We start from the raw sequence: 15,249 nt of genomic DNA, 5'->3' as shown, positions 1-15,249 counted from the left end.
GCGCTTTTGCGTCCGGCGCCGCGAGCCTGCTGGCGCAAGCCTGGTCCTGGCGTCAAACCCCTGATTTCCAGCGACCTGCAAGCGCCATCCCAAGCCCGCCATGGCGGGCTTTTTTTCGTCTTTTTTCCGCAATCCTAGGGAAATCCCGCGTTCATGCCGCGGCCTGGCAAACATACGGAAAGCTGAACGAAACTATAATGAAAGAAATTCCACGCGTACCAAGCAAGAATGTCGCCGGGCTCGCACCAAGGCGGTCAGTACGTTTTTTTCGTCTTATTTCACCCATTCATTTGGTTTGTCCTAGGGGGATCACACCTAGGAAAGAGAGGCATGGAACTCAGTTCAGCGGCATTCTGGATAGCGTTGCTCCAGATCATTTGGGTCAACATTCTGCTATCGGGCGACAACGCCGTGGTTATTGCGCTGGCGGCGCGTTCGCTGCCTCCGGCCCAACAGAAAAAAGCGATCGTGGTCGGCTCCGCCGCAGCGATCATCATGCGTATCGTGCTGACGCTGGTGGCGGCCAAGCTGCTCTTGCTGCCGTGGCTCAAGCTGATCGGCGCGCTGCTCCTGGTCTACATCGGCGTGACGCTGCTGTTGCCTGAAGGCGAGGAAGACGGCGCGGGCAAGACGCAAGGCAATCTGCTGACCGCAATCCGCACTATCATGATTGCCGACCTGGTCATGAGCCTGGACAATGTGGTGGCCGTCGCCGCCGCCGCCATGGGCGATACGACCTTGCTGGTATTGGGCTTGGCCATCAGTATTCCGCTGGTCATCTTCGGCAGCACGCTGCTCCTGAAGGTCATCGAGCGTTTCCCGGTCATTGTCTGGGTAGGCGCGGCGCTGCTGGGGTTCATCGCGGGCGAACTGCTGGTGGGCGATCCGGCCTTGCAGGAACCGGTGGCGCGTATCGATGCGGCACTGGGGATCACGCAGCATAGCTTTGCGCTGATGACGGGCGTGCTGGGCGCGGTCCTGGTGCTGGCTATCGGTAAAGTTTTGCTGATGCGCCAGAAAGCTGACTGAAAGCTGAATTATACTAATAAGTTGTACTGAATAAGCTCGCCGCGCCTAGCGCGGCGAGCCATGCCGGACCGGGACCGGCCACTCTTTTCATAAATGCCTTCGGGGGTTCATAGTGCTTGAGTTTCTACAGACGCTGAGTTGGACAGCGGTATTCCAGATCATCCTCATCGACATCCTGCTCGGCGGCGACAACGCCGTCGTGATCGCGCTGGCCTGCCGCAATCTGGCGCCCAAGCAGCGCATGCAAGGCATTCTGTGGGGTACCGCGGGCGCCATCATCCTGCGCGTGGTCCTGATCGCCTTCGCCCTGACGCTGCTGTCGATTCCGTTCCTGAAGGTCGTGGGCGGTCTGCTGCTGGTCTGGATCGGCGTCAAGCTCCTGGTCCCCGAGGACGACGCCCATGGCAACGTGAAGGGCGGCACATCCATTGCCGCCGCGATCAAGACCATCATCATCGCCGACTTCGTAATGAGCCTGGACAACGTGATCGCCATCGCCGGCGCAGCCCAGAACGCCCATGCCGACCATCAGATCGGTCTGGTTGCCTTCGGCCTGATCGTCAGCGTGCCGATCATCATCTGGGGCAGCACCCTGGTGCTCAAGCTCATCGACCGCTATCCGCTGGTGGTTACGTTTGGCGCGGCTTTGCTGGGCTGGATCGCCGGTGGCATGCTGATTACCGACGTGGTTGTCGAACGTCAATTCGGTGTTCAGCCCACTACGGTTAAAATCGCTGCAGAAATTATCGGCGCCTTGCTCGTTGTTGTCCTTGGACGGTGGCTGGCAAGCCGCAAAACCGCTTCCAAGGAATCAGCACATGAGTCTGCGTAGATCCGTCGATCCCCAGCAATCCGAATCGGGCCTGAGCCTCCTTCAGGGCCTTTTCGTGCTGGCCATCCTCGGGGTAGTCGCGACGGTCATCGTCTCCAATTTCGTTTGATGCCGTCTCGTGTCTCTACCGCAACGCCTGGTCATCGCGACCCGCGCCAGCCGGCTTGCCCTGTGGCAAGCCGAGCATGTGCGCGACCGGCTGCGCACGCTGTACCCGGCGTGCGCGGTTGAGCTGCTCACCCTGACGACCCGAGGCGATCAGATCCTCGACCGCACGCTCTCCAAGGTGGGCGGCAAGGGTCTCTTCGTCAAGGAACTCGAAAACGCGCTGCTCGACGGACGCGCCGATCTGGCCGTGCACTCCTTGAAGGACGTGCCGGTCGATCTGCAAGCCCCGTTCGAGCTTTGCGCCGTCCTCGATCGCGCCGATCCGCGCGATGCCTTCGTCTCCAACACGCATGACACGCTGGCCGATCTGCCGGCGGGCGCCGTCGTCGGCACGTCCAGCCTGCGCCGCGAATCCCAGATCCGCGCGCGCTATCCCGAACTGGTGGTGAAGCCGCTGCGCGGCAATCTCGACACGCGCCTTGGCAAGCTGGACAAGGGCGAATACGACGCCATCGTGCTGGCTGCGGCAGGCCTGGAGCGACTGGGCCTGGGCGCGCGCATCCGCAGCCTGCTTGAACCGGAAGATAGCCTGCCGGCGGCCGGGCAGGGCGCCCTGGGCATCGAGATCCGCGACGACCGCGACGACATGCGCGCATGGTTGGCGCCGCTGGTCAGCGCCGATACCACTTCCTGTGTGGTGGCCGAGCGCGCCGTGTCCCGCAAGCTGGGCGGCTCTTGCCAGGTACCCCTGGCGGCGTACGCCGAGATCGCCGGCGGCACCTTGTCGCTGCGCGCGCTGGTGGCGTCGCCCGACGGCGTGCGCATGGTCCATGCGTCCCGCAGCGGGCCCGTGGCGGATGCCCAGGCCATCGGCGAGGCGGCGGCCCAGGCACTGCTGGACGCGGGCGCGCAGGACATCCTGCGCGAACTGCTGCAAGACGAACCCAGGCCCGACTGATGGTCACGGCGTCCGCAGCCGCCGAGCTGCCGCGGGTCGCCATCCTGACGCGGCCCGATGGCCGCAACGAGGCGCTGGCCGGCCGCCTGCTCGGCGCCGGCTGGACGCCCTGCATACTTCCTGCCCTGGAAATCCAGGCCTTGCCGGCCATGGATGGCGGGCCGCCGCGCCCCTCCGACTACGACATGGTCGTGTTCGTCAGCGGCAACGCGGCCAGGCTATACCTGGAGCAGTGGGCCCAGGCGGACGGGCCCGTCCCTTGGCCGGCCGAGGTCATCGCCGCCACCGTCGGGCCGGCCAGCGCCCAGGCCTTGCGCCAGTCCGCCTGTTTTGGCGCGAATACAACAGTTTTGCATCCCCCCGAGAACGCTCCCAGCCACGATTCCGAGGCGCTTTGGCAGGTCTTGCAGGGCTTGCCGCAACGCCCCCGCCGCGTGCTGCTGGTGCGCGGCACGCAGGGCAGGGACTGGCTGGGTGACAGGCTCGAGGCGCACGGCGCGGCGGTGACCCGCCATGCCGCCTACCTGCGCCGCCCGGCGAACTGGGGCGCCGATCAACTTGCCAGCCTGCGACGCTGGGCTGGCGCGGGCATTCCTGCGACCTGGCTGATCACCAGCGGCGAAGGGGCGGACGCGCTGCGGGCCGGCCTGGATGCCGCCGGCCTGGCGGACTGGTGGGCGCGCTGCCGCTTCGTGCTGACGCATCCCTCCCTGGAGCGCCGCGTGCCACAGGCCTGTCACGAAGGCGGGGCGCGGCCAATGGTAAAAATCTGCCTGCCCAACGACGAGTCGATATTCCAGGCTTTTGTTGCTGCTTGATTCGTTGCATCGGACTGACACCGAATACAATCGCGTCATGACAGACAAGACTCCCGCTACCGATCCGGTCGTTCCGACGGCCGCCCCGGGTGCAAGCGCGCCCGCGTCGGCCCCGGCCGATTCCGTCAAGGCCCGCCCGGCCAAGCGTGGCAGTGGCCCGCTGGTCCCCGCCCTCATCATTCTCATCCTGCTGGCAGCCGGCCTGGGTTACGCCCTCTGGATGCAGCGCACCCAATTCGTGTCCGCTGGCCGCGAGGTTGCCACGCGCCTCGAAACGCTGACCACCGATCTCGCGCAGGCCCGCAAGGACACGCGCGAGGCCCTGGCCCTGGCGCAAGCCCAGGCCGGCCGGGTCGGCGAGCTCGAAGACACCGTGCGTGAAACGCAAAGCCAGTACAACGCTCTGCAATTGGCCTGGCAGAACTTCAACGACAGCGCCAGCGACGAACTGCTCGCCAACGACGTCGAGCGCTTGCTGACCATCGCGAATCAGCAACTGCGTCTGGCCGGCAACGTCTCCAACGCGATCGTGGCGCTGGAAACCGCGCAATCGCGCCTGGCGCGCGCCGACCGCCCGCGCTTCTCCAGCCTGCAGCAAGCCATCAACGGCGACCTGGACCGCCTGCGCGCCGTGTCCACCGTGGATATTCCCGCCCAGTCGGCCCGCATCGACCGCCTGGTGGCCCTGATCGGCAAGGCGCCCCTGCTGGTGCCGGACGCCGCCGCGCCGGGCGTGGCGCCTGCCGGCGAAACCGCTCCCACGGCCACGCCGGCCCCCGCGGTGGATCCGCTGGCCGGCCTCCCGGCCGACGCGCCCTGGTGGCAGCGCTGGCGCGCCGAGATGGCCTCCTGGCCCGGCCGCGCGGGCGCCGCGCTGGCCCATGAACTGGGCGGCCTGATCACGATCCAGCGCGTGGACGAGCCCGCGGCCCTGCTGCTGTCGCCCGAACAGGCCGACCAGGTGCGCGGCACCCTGCGCCAGCGCCTGCTGACGGCGCAACTGGCCATGCTGATGCGCCAGCCTGCCGTCTGGAAGAGCGAATTCGACAACGTCGGCGTCACGCTCGCGAAGTATTTCGACAACCGTTCCCCCGACACCGTCGCCGCCCAGACGCTGGCGCGCGAACTGGCGCAGACCGACATCGCCGTGCGCATGCCGGAAGTGGCCGACAGCCTGAACGCCGTGGCTGCGCTGCGCGCCGCGGGCTTCAAGACCAGCGGGCAGGACTGAGGCTTATGCGTACCTGGTTCTGGACACTGCTGCTCGCCGTCGTCGCCGTCGCCCTGGCGGTGGTGCTGCGTTCACACTCCGGCAACGTGCTGTTGCTGGTCTGGCCGTGGCGCATCAACATGTCGCTGACGCTCGCGGTCCTGCTCATCGTTGCGGCCTTCATCGTGCTGTACGTGGGCCTGCGCCTGCTGGCATGGCTGCTGGCCATCCCCGATCGCGTGCGGGCCTGGCGCGGCAAGCGCGCCCAGGCGCGCGACCACGAATTGCTGGAGCGCGGCTGGATCGGCCTGCTGGAAGGGCGCTACACCACCGCCGAAAAAGATCTCACCAAGCTGCTGGACCAGACCAAGGTCCAGACGCGCCGCGTGCTGGCGGCCTTGTCCGCAGCCCGCGCCACGCATGGCCTGGGCGAATTCGACCGCCGCGACCGCCTGCTGGCGACCGCACAGGAACAGGCCGGCACGGACGCCGGCCTGATCGAAGCCACCGCCACGGTGTCGGCCGACATGCTGCTGGACCAAGGCCGCGCCGAGCGCGCGCTGGGCGTGCTGGAGCCGCTGGCCGACGGCGGCGCGCGCCATCTGCACACCATGCGCCTGCTGCTGCGCGCGCATACCGCCCTGCATCACGACGAACAGGTCTTCACGCTGGCGCGCGGCCTGGTGCGTCGCAATGCCCTGGCCCGTGCCGAAGCCGACCTCCTGATCGACGCTTCGGGCGCGGCGCGCCTGCGCGCCGCAGCGGCTGGCGGCAGCGAGGCCTGGCGCGCCATCTGGAAGGACCTGAAGGCCGAGGAACGGCTGCTGCCGGAAATCGCGCTGGCGGGCGCGGCCGCGTTCGAGGCCGCCGGCGAAGCCAGCGAGGCCGCGCGCGTGCTGGAAGCCGCAGTCGCCGTGAAGTTCAATCCGGCTTTGGTGGCGGCCTACGCCCGTTGCGAAGCCGAACAGGTTTCGCGCCGGCTGGCGCGCGCCGAGACCTGGCTGCAACAGCGTCCCACCGATCCCGACCTGCTGACCGCGCTGGGCATGCTGTGCCTGAACGGCCAGCTCTGGGGCCAGGCCGAACGCTATCTGCTGCGCAGCCTCAGCCGCCGCAGCGACGCGCAGACGCATGCGCTGCTGGGCAGCCTGTACGACCGCCTGGAACGTCCCGCCGACGCGGTGCGCCACTGGCGCCTGGCAACGGCGGCCAGCATGGCGTTGCCGGTGCTGGCGGCGGATGCCGCCTTGCCGGCCGCGGATACCGGTTCCGATCCCTATCGCGTGGACGCCGAAGGCGGTTACGCGGTGGGCCTGTCCGATACCGACGGCGACGCCGAACTGGGCGGCGATTATCCCGCACTGCCTCCGGCCGTGGCGGCCTCGGCTTCCGACTACGTGTTGGATCCGGACGCCCGCGTGAATAAAGAGCAGCGCGAACGCGCACTGGCTCCCGAAGACGCCCCGCTGGCTGGCGGCAGTACCTCCGACATCGACGAGTACTTCGATAGCGCCCCCATTCCGGCGGCAGCTTTCGATGATCCCGTGCCCACGTACGCGCCGGCCACGCCCGCAGGGTCCAAGCCCGCGCCGGCCGTCGCGCCCGTGCCGGCGACCAAGCCGCCGTTCAAGGACGACGGCTCGATTTGAACAATCCTTCAGACACACAACAAGGTTGAATCATGAGTCTTGATCGCGTCTCCCCTGGCAAGAAGCTGCCGGAAGACTTCAACGTCATCATCGAAATCCCCATGAACGCCGACCCGGTGAAGTACGAGGTCGACAAGGACACGGGCGCGATTTTCGTTGACCGCTTCATGCTGACCGCCATGCACTATCCGTGCAACTACGGCTACATCCCGCAAACCCTGTCCGAAGACGGCGACCCCGCCGACGTGCTGGTGCTGACCCCGTTCCCGATCCAGATCGGCGCGGTGGTGCGCTGCCGCGCCATCGGCGTGCTGGAAATGGACGACGAATCGGGCGGCGACGCCAAGCTGTTGGCCGTGCCGATCGAAAAGCTGTACCCCCCGTACCGCAACATCAAGTCCTACGAAGATCTGCCGGCGGAAGACATCTCCCGCATCCAGCATTTCTTCGAGCACTACAAGGACCTGGAAAAGGGCAAGTGGGTCAAGGTCAAGGGCTGGAAGGGCCTGGACGCCGCGCACGAGGAAATCGTCCGCAGCGCCGAGCGCTACAACAAAGCCTGATTACGGTTTCCTGGTCCTGGCCGGCGTTGCTCCGGCCGGGGACTTGGTGCGGCGCGGCCGCGACGGCATGATGCCGATCGCCGCCGCGCCGTTGCTTTGCGGGGCCTGCAGATTGCGCGACACCTGCGCGGCCGCGATTTGGATGCGCGCCTGTAGTACCTCCAGCCGCTCGGCCGAGGTGCGCGCTTCCGCGGCGATGAACACCAGGCTGCCCACGACCTTCTGTTCGGCGCTGAAGATGGCCGAGCCTATGCCTATCAGCCCCGGGTCGACCTCGCCATGCGACACGTACACGCCGGCCGCGCGCAGCCGCTTGAGGTTGGCGCGGAATTCGTCCCAGTCCTCGCCCAACCCGGCCTCGCGGATTTCGGCTGCGTGCCATAGCATCAGGTTGCGCAGCTGGTACGGCGGCAGGTTGGCCAGGATGGGCTTGGCCGTGGCGCCATGGAACATGGTGTAGGGACGGCCGCGCGCATAGCTGGATTCGATGGAGTCGTCGGTCCAGTAGCGGTCCACGCACATGACCTTGTCGCCGTAGTAATTGCACAGCATCAGGTTGGCGTGCAGCTCGTCGCCGGTGGCGCGCATGACCTCGCGCGCCGCCCGCATCAGGGGATCGTGCCGGCGCAGATGACGGTCCAGCTCGATGATGCGCGATCCCAGCACATAGGCGCCGCCCGCGGTGGGCGCGAGCAGCCCGCTTTCGGTCAGGGACTTCAGGTAGCGGTAGGCCGTGGCGCGCGAGCAGTCCAGATGCGCCATGACGTCTTCCTGGAACGCGGCGGTGGTGTCGTCGCGAAAGAGGTCGAGGATGGACAACATGCGGTCTGGAGTGCTCATTGCGGAAGGGCGCGCCTAGTGAATGTGGAAGCCGCCATTGACGTCGACCACGATGCCGGTTGAGTAGGAGGACAGGTCCGAGGCCAGGAAAAGTATGGCCTGGGCGACTTCGGCGGGCGAGCCGAAGCGCTGTAGCGGAATGCCCTGTTTGAGTTCTTGTTCCCAATTTTCGCCGAATTTCCCCAGCGTCATGTCCGTCTCGATGATGCCGGGGGCCACGCAGTTGGCGCGCACGCCGCGCGGGCCGAGTTCCCGGGCCAGCGCCTTGGTGAAGCTGATGACGCCGCCCTTGGACGCCGCATAGTGCGAACCCCCCAGGAGGCCGCCGCCGCGCAGCGCGGCGGTGGAGCCCAGGTTGACGATGGCCGGGCGCCGCGGGCTTTGCAGCAATTCGGGCAGCGCCGCATGCGTGACGTTGTAGGTGCCGGTCAGGTTGACCTCGACCATGCGGCGGAATTCGTCCTCGGGCAGATCCCAGATGCGCGTGGCGGCGACGATGCCGGCGTTGTTGACCAGTACGTCGATGCCGCCCAGTGCATCCCTGGCGCGCTCGATCGCCGCCTCGCAGGAGGCCGTGCGCGACACGTCGCAGTGCAGGTCGATGCGGCCGGCGGCCAGCGTCGCGCTGGCGCCTTCCGGATAAGCCTGGTCCAGCACGGCGACGGCCGCACCCTGCGCGATGAAAAGGTCGACGATGGCGGCGCCTATGCCACGGGGGTTGGCGCCCCCCGTGACGATGGCGCGCTTGCCGGCCAGCAACCCAAGCGCGCCGTCCATCACGACTTCACCAGCGGGCAGGCGCCGTCCTTGAGCGGGCGGAAGGCCTGTTCGGCGGGAATCTTGCGCACCAGGTTGTAGTAGTCCCAGTCGCGCTTGGATTCCGACGGCTTCTTGACCTGGAACAGATACAGGTCGCGCATGATGCGGCCGTCCTCGCGGATGCGGCCGTTCTCGGTCATGAAGTCGTTGATGGGCGTCTCATGCATCTTCTTGAGCACCGGCTCGGAAGCATCCGTGCCGGCCGCCTTGATGGCGTTCAGGTAGTGCATGGCGGCGCTGTAGTTGCTGGCCTGGACCATGGACGGCATGCGGCCAGTGCGCTTGAAGTAGCGCTCGGACCATTGCCGCGATTTGTCGTCCAGGTCCCAGTAGAAGGGTTCCACCAGGTTCAGGCCCTGCGCGTACTCCAGCCCCACGCTGCGCACGTCCACGATGCTCATGAAGAGCGCGGCCACGCGCTGCTTGCTGCCCATGATGCCGAACTCGAAAGCCTGCTTGATGCTGTTGATGGTGTCGCCGCTGCCGTTGGCCAGGCCGATCACCTGGGCCTTGGACGCTTGCGCCTGCAGCAGGAACGACGAGAAATCCGCGCTGGCGATGGGATGGCGCACGCTGCCGACCACCTGTCCGCCCTTGGCCTTGACCACCGCCATGGCGTCGCGCTCCAGCGAATGGCCGAAGGCATAGTCGGAGGTGATGAAGTACCAGCTCTTGCCGCCGTCTTCCATGACGCCATTGGCCACGCCGGTGGCGTAGGCGTAGGTGTCATAGGTCCAGTGCATGCCGTTGGGCGAGCAGGCCTTGCCGGTCAGGTCGGCCGAGCCGGCGCTGGTGAAGATCACCACGCGCTTCATCTGGCGGGTCAGGTCCTGCACCGCCAGGGCGATGGCGGAATTGGGCACGTCCAGGATCAGGTCCACCTTGTCGTTCTCGTACCAGCGGCGCGCGGTCGCCACACCGATGTCGACCTTGTTCTGGTGGTCGGCCGAGATCACTTCGATGGGCTTGCCCAGCACGCTGCCGCCGAAATCCTCGACGGCCATCTTCACGGCTTCCACGCCGAACTTGCCGGACAGGTCGGCCATCATGCCGGACTGGTCGCCCAGCACGCCGATCTTCACGACGTCATCCGACACTTGCGCCTGGGCGGATACGGACAGGGCGCCCAGCACGCAGGCGGCCAGGCTGTTCTTCAAACGGGTCTTCATGGGTATGTCTCCTCGGGGGCTTTGTTCTTGCGCGCCGCCCTGTGCCGGACGGTCGCGCCGGGTCTTCTTGTGGGGGCTTATTCCAGCGTCTGGCCGGCGTAGGCGTCGATGAACATATTGGGTTTCAGGAAGAAGCTCAGCACCAGGGCGCCGTTGGGCGCGCGCGCCACATGCTGGTTGCCGCGCGGGCGCCACACATAGTCGCCGGCGCAGACTTCGCCTTCGGCGTCGACGATCGAGCCTTCCAGCACGAAGGTTTGTTCGACCTCCACGTGCTCGTGCAAAGGCAGTTCGGTGCCCGGCTGCCAACGGAACAGGGCGGTCAGGAGGCCGGTCTCCTTGTCCTGCATCAGCACCTTCATGTCTATGCCTTCCACCTGCGTCGGCTTCCATGGCAAATCAGCAACCTTGAGGAAGCGTGAAGCCAGGGGCGGCAAGGCGTTGGCTGCGGGGCAGCCGGGAGTTTCCAGGGCCATGATGTCTCCTACCAGAACTCTTTATGAGAGATAAAGAAAAAATCTTGTTATTGAGTGTTTAAAAATAGTCGCGTATATTGAGATTTATGTCAATCGTGTTTTCGCCTGACGAAAGCATGCAGCGACACAGGCCGGGCCAAGAAATCCGGCACATATAAGACCAAGGAGACAAGCTTGAAACACGACTATCTGGACCGCACGTTCGGTCTGGCGGGGCGCGTCGCGCTGGTGACCGGCGCAGCACGGGGACTGGGTTACGCCATCGCGCGGGCCCTGGGTCAGGCGGGCGCCCAGGTGGTAATCAACGATCTGTCGGGCGACGCTTGCGCCGCCGCCTGCGAGCGCCTGGCGGCCGAGGGCATCAAGGCCCATGGCGCGCCTTTCGACGTGGCCGACGAAAAGGCGGTGGCCGATGCCGTCGCACAGCTGGAGATCGCTGGGCTGGCGATCGACGTGCTGGTCAGCAGTGCCGGCAACCAGAACCGCAAGCCGGTGGTGGAAATGAGTTCCGCCGAATGGCAGGCCCTGCAGAACGTGCACGTCAACGGCGCCTTCCATTGCGCGCGGGCGGTGCTGCCCGGCATGGGCAAGCGCGGCTTTGGCCGCATCGTGCTGATGTCGTCCGTGGCGGGGCAGGCCACCATGCCCAACATTGCCGCCTATGCCACCGCCAAGGGCGCGATCGCGGCCTTCGCCCGCGCGCTGGCGGTCGAATACGGCGCCAGCGGCATCACCTGCAACGCGCTGGCGCCCGGCTTCGTGCGCACCGATTTCACGCAGGGGCTGCAGGACAATCCGCAGTTCCAGTCCTTCCTGGCCACGGCGGTGCCCGCTGGCCGTTGGGCGGCGCCGGAAGACATCGCGCCGGCCGTGGTCTACCTGGCCTCGCCGGGCGCTTCGTTCGTCAACGGACACGTCCTGGCGATCGACGGCGGCCTGCTGGCCCGCATGTAGGAGCGCGCCCATGAACACCCCAGCGGTCCTGTCCGCGCAGGGATTGATCAAGCGCTTCGGCGGCTTCAACGCCGTCGACGGCGTCTCCTTGTCCCTGCGTGAAGGCTCCATCCATGCCTTGATCGGCCCCAACGGCGCAGGCAAGACCACCTGCTTCAACCTGCTGACCAAGTTCCTCACGCCCGACGCGGGCGTCATCCACTACCGCGGCCGCGACATCACGGCGCTGGCGCCCGAGCAGATCGCGCGCCTGGGCATCGTCCGCTCGTTCCAGATATCGGCGGTGTTTCTGGGCCTGACTGCGCTGCAGAACATGCGCGTGGCGCTGATGCGCCAGCACGGCGACGGCTGGCGCTTCTGGCGCAGCCGCAGCAGCATCGACCGCCTGAACGGCCGCGCCATGGAGCTGCTGGACGCCGTCGGCCTGAGCGGCCTGGCGGATACCACGGCGGCCTTGCTGCCTTATGGCCGCAAGCGCGCGCTGGAGATCGCGATGACCCTGGCGCTGGAACCGGAAATCATGCTGCTGGACGAACCCATGGCGGGCCTGGGCCAGGAAGACGTGACCCGCATCGCCGCGCTGATCCGGCGCGCGTCGGCCAACCGCAGCATCCTGATGGTCGAACACAACCTGTCGGTGGTGGCGGACCTGTCCGACACCATTACGGTGCTGGCGCGCGGTGCGGTGCTGGCCCAGGGCGACTACGCCACCGTGTCCAGCGACGAGCGCGTCATCACCGCATACATGGGCTCGGACGAGGAGGCGCACTGAGATGCTGGAGATCAAGGACCTCAACGCCTGGTATGGCGAATCCCACGTGCTGCACGGTGTGGCCATGGAAGTGCGGCGCGGCGAACTCGTCACCATCCTGGGCCGCAACGGCGCGGGCAAGACCACTACGCTGCGCGCCATCATGGGCATCATGGACAAGCGCCGCGGCTCCATCCGCCTGAACGGCCACGAGACCGTGGGCATGGCGCCGCACCGCATTCCACGCTTGGGCGTGGTGTATTGCCCGGAAGAGCGGGCCGTGTTCCGCAGCCTGGACGTGACCGAAAATCTGATGCTGCCGCCGCGTCTGGCCGACGGCGGCATGTCGCTGGACGAGATCTACACGCTGTTTCCCAACTTGCGCGAGCGCAGCGCCAGCTCCGGCGGCAACCTGTCCGGCGGCGAACAGCAGATGCTGGCGATCGCGCGCATCCTGCGCACGGGCGCCCAGCTGATCCTGCTGGACGAGCCCACCGAGGGCCTGGCGCCAGTCATCGTGCAGCAGATCGGGCAGGCCATCCGCACCTTGAAGGAGCGAGGCTTCACCATCGTGCTGGTCGAGCAGAACTTCCGTTTCGCGACCAAGGTGGCCGACCGCCACTACGTCATGGAGCACGGCTGCGTCGTCGATCAGCTGTCGGCCGAAGAAGCGCGCAACGATCCCGAGCGGATCAAGCGCCGCCTGGGTGTCTGAGGGGAGAATCCACGTGTTCGAAATTTTCGGCGTGCCGTCCACGGCACTATTCGGCCAGCTGCTGCTCGGCCTGATCAACGGCTCGTTCTACGCGCTGCTGTCGATCGGACTGGCGGTGATCTTCGGCCTGTTGAATATCATCAACTTCGCCCATGGCGCGCAGTACACCGCGGGCGCGTTCCTGGCCTGGATGCTGCTGAACTACCTGGGCGTGAATTACTGGGCCGCGCTGGTGCTGGTGCCGCTCATCATGGCCGTGTTCGCCATTGTGGTCGAGCGCCTGCTGATCTCGCGCACCTACCGCATGGACCATCTATATGGCCTGTTGCTGACCTTCGGCATCGCGCTGCTGATCGAAGGCGGCTTGCGCCAGGCCTACGGCGTGTCGGGGCTGCCCTACACCATACCCAAGGCGCTGACCGGCGGCATCAACCTGGGCTTCATGTTCCTGCCCTGGTATCGCGGCTGGGCGGTGGCGGTGTCGCTGGTGCTGTGCCTGGCCGTCTGGGTGCTGATCGAGAAGACCCGCGTGGGCGCCATGCTGCGCGCGGCCACGGAAAACCCGACCGTGGTGCGCTCCTTCGGCATCAACGTGCCGCTGCTCATCACGCTGACCTACGCGCTGGGCGTGGCGCTGGCGTCGGTGGCGGGCGTGATCGCCGCGCCCATCTACCAGGTCAGTCCAATGATGGGCTCCAACCTGGTGGTGGTGGTGTTTGCGGTGGTGGTGATCGGCGGTATGGGCTCCATCATGGGCGCCATCGTCAGCGGCTTCGGCCTGGGCATCATCGAAGGCCTGACCAAGGTGTTCTATCCCGAGGCCGCCAACCTGGCGATCTTCATCATCATGGTGCTGGTGCTGCTGTGCAAGCCCGCCGGCCTGTTCGGCAAACCCCTGCAAGTGCAGAACGTGCTGGCCGCCGAGGCGACGCGCGAGCCGGTGCAGCTGAGCCGCCGCGGCATGCGCGTGGCGATGGCAGCGCTGGCCTTGGCCGCCGTGGCCGCGCCCTGGTTCATCTATCCGACCTTCCTGATGAAGGTACTGTGCTTCGCGCTGTTCGCCGCGGCCTTCAATCTGCTGGTGGGCTATGTGGGCCTGCTGTCGTTCGGCCATGCCGCGTTCTTCGGCGCGGCAGCCTATGCCACCGGCATCGTGATGAAGCTGTTGAGCGCCACGCCCGAGCTCGGCCTGCTGGCCGGGGTGGTGACGGGCGGCTTGCTGGGCCTGGCGTTCGGCGCCATCGCCATCCGCCGCCAGGGAATCTACTTCGCCATGATTACGCTGGCGCTGTCGCAGCTGGTGTACTTCATTGCGGTCCAGGCGGGCTTTACCGGCGGCGAGGACGGCCTGCAGAGCGTGCCGCGCGGCAAGCTGTTCGGCATCTTCGACCTGGAAGGCGTGATGCCCATGTACTACTTCACGCTGGCGGTGTTCGCGCTGGGCTATGCCTTCGTGCTGCGCGTGTTGAATTCGCCCTTCGGCGAAGTGATCCGCTCGGTGCGCGACAACGAACAGCGCGCGCGTTCGCTGGGGTACTCCACGTCGCGCTACAAACTGATGGCCTTCACGCTGTCGGCCTCGGTGGCGGGGCTGGCCGGCGGCCTGAAGGTGCTGGTGTTTGGCGTCGCCTCGCTGACGGACGTGCATTGGCACGCCAACGGCGAAGTGGTGCTGATGGCGCTGCTGGGCGGCATCGGCACGGTGTTCGGCCCGCTGGCCGGCGCCTTCACCTTCGTGTCGCTGCAGAACTACCTGGCGCCGCTGGGCTCATGGGTGCTCATCGTCCAGGGCGCGATCTTCGTCCTCTGCGTCCTCTTGTTCCGCGATGGCATCATGGGTCTGGTCTCGCGGGCCTGGCTGGCGCTTACCCGCAAGAGAAAGGAATTCTGATGTTCTTGCATGTCGTAATGCTGCAACTGTCCAGCGCCGCCGATGCGCGCTTCCATGACCGCGTCCAAGGCTATTGCCAGCGCATCCTGGCCGAGTGCGACGGGGTGGCGGGATACGCCTTCCGGCCCAATCAGGCCAGCCGTTCGGACGGCCTGACCCACGCCGTGGTGGCGGCGTTCGCGGACAGCCCCGCGCATGACCGCTACCAGGTGTCCCCTGCGCACCAGGAAATGAAGGCGTACATGGCCGGTTTCATCGAGCGGCTGGTGGTGTACGACGGGGAAATTCCTACTTTCAGCTGAACGTCCCGGACCGCGCCTTGCCCCCCGGAAAGGGATAAACTCGCGGATGGCTTTTCCCTGTCCGGCCCGCCTCCAGAGGGGCCGCCCGCGGTAGCGGGCGCCTCGCGGGCCTGGCTGTATTCTTCTGCCGGATTCCGGCCACGTATTCTTCATAGGTCGAGTGAA

Annotated in this window: 17 protein-coding genes; 13 read left to right on the top strand and 4 right to left on the bottom strand. The window is 66.5% G+C overall.

The annotated features are described in order from the left end of the window. Positions 1-330: 330 nt before the first annotated feature. The 8 genes from AC3WOB_RS07750 (at position 331) to ppa (ending at position 7,167) form a co-directional block, all read left to right on the top strand. Positions 331-1,029: a TerC family protein gene (locus AC3WOB_RS07750; RefSeq protein ID WP_013392546.1), complete on the top strand. Its 699-nt coding sequence runs from the start codon at positions 331-333 to the stop codon at positions 1,027-1,029. A gap of 112 nt (positions 1,030-1,141) precedes the next feature. Then, a complete protein-coding gene (locus AC3WOB_RS07745) occupies positions 1,142-1,861 on the top strand; it encodes a TerC family protein (protein ID WP_013392547.1) in 720 nt (239 codons plus the stop codon). Further along, a complete protein-coding gene (locus tag AC3WOB_RS07740; RefSeq protein WP_006218348.1) occupies positions 1,848-1,970 on the top strand; it encodes a hypothetical protein in 123 nt (40 codons plus the stop codon). Before AC3WOB_RS07745 ends, AC3WOB_RS07740 begins: the two co-directional genes overlap by 14 nt. Before the next feature lie 9 nt (positions 1,971-1,979). Then, a complete protein-coding gene (gene hemC / locus AC3WOB_RS07735) occupies positions 1,980-2,927 on the top strand; it encodes a hydroxymethylbilane synthase (RefSeq protein WP_013392548.1) in 948 nt (315 codons plus the stop codon). Then, positions 2,927-3,745 carry a uroporphyrinogen-III synthase gene (locus AC3WOB_RS07730; protein ID WP_013392549.1) on the top strand — a complete coding sequence of 273 codons (819 nt, stop codon included), beginning with the start codon at positions 2,927-2,929 and terminating at the stop codon, positions 3,743-3,745. The genes hemC and AC3WOB_RS07730 overlap by 1 nt, the downstream gene beginning before the upstream one ends. A 37-nt stretch (positions 3,746-3,782) precedes the next feature. After that, positions 3,783-4,976: a uroporphyrinogen-III C-methyltransferase gene (locus tag AC3WOB_RS07725; protein WP_492274688.1), complete on the top strand. Its 1,194-nt coding sequence runs from the start codon at positions 3,783-3,785 to the stop codon at positions 4,974-4,976. A gap of 5 nt (positions 4,977-4,981) precedes the next feature. After that, entirely contained in the window at positions 4,982-6,604 is a 1,623-nt protein-coding gene (locus tag AC3WOB_RS07720) for a heme biosynthesis HemY N-terminal domain-containing protein (protein WP_492274687.1), read from the top strand. 32 nt (positions 6,605-6,636) lie between these two features. Next, positions 6,637-7,167: an inorganic diphosphatase gene (ppa, locus tag AC3WOB_RS07715; protein WP_013392552.1), complete on the top strand. Its 531-nt coding sequence runs from the start codon at positions 6,637-6,639 to the stop codon at positions 7,165-7,167. On the opposite strand, the gene AC3WOB_RS07710 is transcribed toward ppa, so the two are convergent. The 4 genes from AC3WOB_RS07710 to AC3WOB_RS07695 form a co-directional block, all read right to left on the bottom strand. After that, entirely contained in the window at positions 7,168-8,007 is an 840-nt protein-coding gene (locus AC3WOB_RS07710; RefSeq protein ID WP_041652995.1) for an IclR family transcriptional regulator, read from the bottom strand. A gap of 15 nt (positions 8,008-8,022) precedes the next feature. Next, on the bottom strand, positions 8,023-8,784 hold the full coding sequence (locus AC3WOB_RS07705) for an SDR family NAD(P)-dependent oxidoreductase (RefSeq protein WP_013392554.1): 762 nt from the start codon (positions 8,782-8,784) through the stop codon (positions 8,023-8,025). After that, positions 8,784-9,995: an ABC transporter substrate-binding protein gene (locus AC3WOB_RS07700; RefSeq protein ID WP_013392555.1), complete on the bottom strand. Its 1,212-nt coding sequence runs from the start codon at positions 9,993-9,995 to the stop codon at positions 8,784-8,786. The genes AC3WOB_RS07705 and AC3WOB_RS07700 overlap by 1 nt, the downstream gene beginning before the upstream one ends. 77 nt (positions 9,996-10,072) lie before the next feature. Further along, positions 10,073-10,471: a cupin domain-containing protein gene (locus tag AC3WOB_RS07695; protein ID WP_013392556.1), complete on the bottom strand. Its 399-nt coding sequence runs from the start codon at positions 10,469-10,471 to the stop codon at positions 10,073-10,075. A 174-nt stretch (positions 10,472-10,645) separates the two neighbouring features. On the opposite strand from AC3WOB_RS07695, the gene AC3WOB_RS07690 reads away from it, so the two are divergent. From AC3WOB_RS07690 to AC3WOB_RS07670, 5 genes are read left to right on the top strand one after another with little or no spacing between them, the layout of a single operon-like run. Next, a complete protein-coding gene (locus AC3WOB_RS07690) occupies positions 10,646-11,425 on the top strand; it encodes an SDR family NAD(P)-dependent oxidoreductase (RefSeq protein WP_013392557.1) in 780 nt (259 codons plus the stop codon). A gap of 10 nt (positions 11,426-11,435) precedes the next feature. Then, entirely contained in the window at positions 11,436-12,197 is a 762-nt protein-coding gene (locus tag AC3WOB_RS07685; protein WP_492274686.1) for an ABC transporter ATP-binding protein, read from the top strand. Between the two features lies 1 nt (position 12,198). Continuing rightward, positions 12,199-12,891 carry an ABC transporter ATP-binding protein gene (locus AC3WOB_RS07680; protein ID WP_013392559.1) on the top strand — a complete coding sequence of 231 codons (693 nt, stop codon included), beginning with the start codon at positions 12,199-12,201 and terminating at the stop codon, positions 12,889-12,891. A gap of 13 nt (positions 12,892-12,904) precedes the next feature. Continuing rightward, the gene (locus AC3WOB_RS07675; RefSeq protein ID WP_013392560.1) at positions 12,905-14,782 is read left to right on the top strand and encodes an ABC transporter permease; all 1,878 of its coding nucleotides are present in this window, start codon (positions 12,905-12,907) and stop codon (positions 14,780-14,782) included. Then, on the top strand, positions 14,782-15,084 hold the full coding sequence (locus tag AC3WOB_RS07670) for a Dabb family protein (RefSeq protein ID WP_013392561.1): 303 nt from the start codon (positions 14,782-14,784) through the stop codon (positions 15,082-15,084). The genes AC3WOB_RS07675 and AC3WOB_RS07670 overlap by 1 nt, the downstream gene beginning before the upstream one ends. Positions 15,085-15,249 lie beyond the last annotated feature (165 nt).

The organism is Achromobacter sp. FW305-C-30-7 (genome assembly GCF_058783105.1).
Note: the sequence above shows the minus strand (reverse complement) of the source record. Positions and strands in the feature narration are given on the sequence as shown.

Coding starts and splice junctions, on each gene's coding strand:
- AC3WOB_RS07750 (WP_013392546.1), top strand. CDS start 331: ATGGAACTCAGTTCAGCGGCATTCTGGATAGCGTTGCTCCAGATCATT.
- AC3WOB_RS07705 (WP_013392554.1), bottom strand. CDS start 8,784: ATGGACGGCGCGCTTGGGTTGCTGGCCGGCAAGCGCGCCATCGTCACG.
- AC3WOB_RS07700 (WP_013392555.1), bottom strand. CDS start 9,995: ATGAAGACCCGTTTGAAGAACAGCCTGGCCGCCTGCGTGCTGGGCGCC.
- AC3WOB_RS07695 (WP_013392556.1), bottom strand. CDS start 10,471: ATGGCCCTGGAAACTCCCGGCTGCCCCGCAGCCAACGCCTTGCCGCCC.
- AC3WOB_RS07670 (WP_013392561.1), top strand. CDS start 14,782: ATGTTCTTGCATGTCGTAATGCTGCAACTGTCCAGCGCCGCCGATGCG.
- AC3WOB_RS07710 (WP_041652995.1), bottom strand. CDS start 8,007: ATGAGCACTCCAGACCGCATGTTGTCCATCCTCGACCTCTTTCGCGAC.
- AC3WOB_RS07740 (WP_006218348.1), top strand. CDS start 1,848: ATGAGTCTGCGTAGATCCGTCGATCCCCAGCAATCCGAATCGGGCCTG.
- AC3WOB_RS07685 (WP_492274686.1), top strand. CDS start 11,436: ATGAACACCCCAGCGGTCCTGTCCGCGCAGGGATTGATCAAGCGCTTC.
- AC3WOB_RS07720 (WP_492274687.1), top strand. CDS start 4,982: ATGCGTACCTGGTTCTGGACACTGCTGCTCGCCGTCGTCGCCGTCGCC.
- AC3WOB_RS07730 (WP_013392549.1), top strand. CDS start 2,927: ATGGTCACGGCGTCCGCAGCCGCCGAGCTGCCGCGGGTCGCCATCCTG.
- ppa (WP_013392552.1), top strand. CDS start 6,637: ATGAGTCTTGATCGCGTCTCCCCTGGCAAGAAGCTGCCGGAAGACTTC.
- AC3WOB_RS07725 (WP_492274688.1), top strand. CDS start 3,783: ATGACAGACAAGACTCCCGCTACCGATCCGGTCGTTCCGACGGCCGCC.
- AC3WOB_RS07680 (WP_013392559.1), top strand. CDS start 12,199: ATGCTGGAGATCAAGGACCTCAACGCCTGGTATGGCGAATCCCACGTG.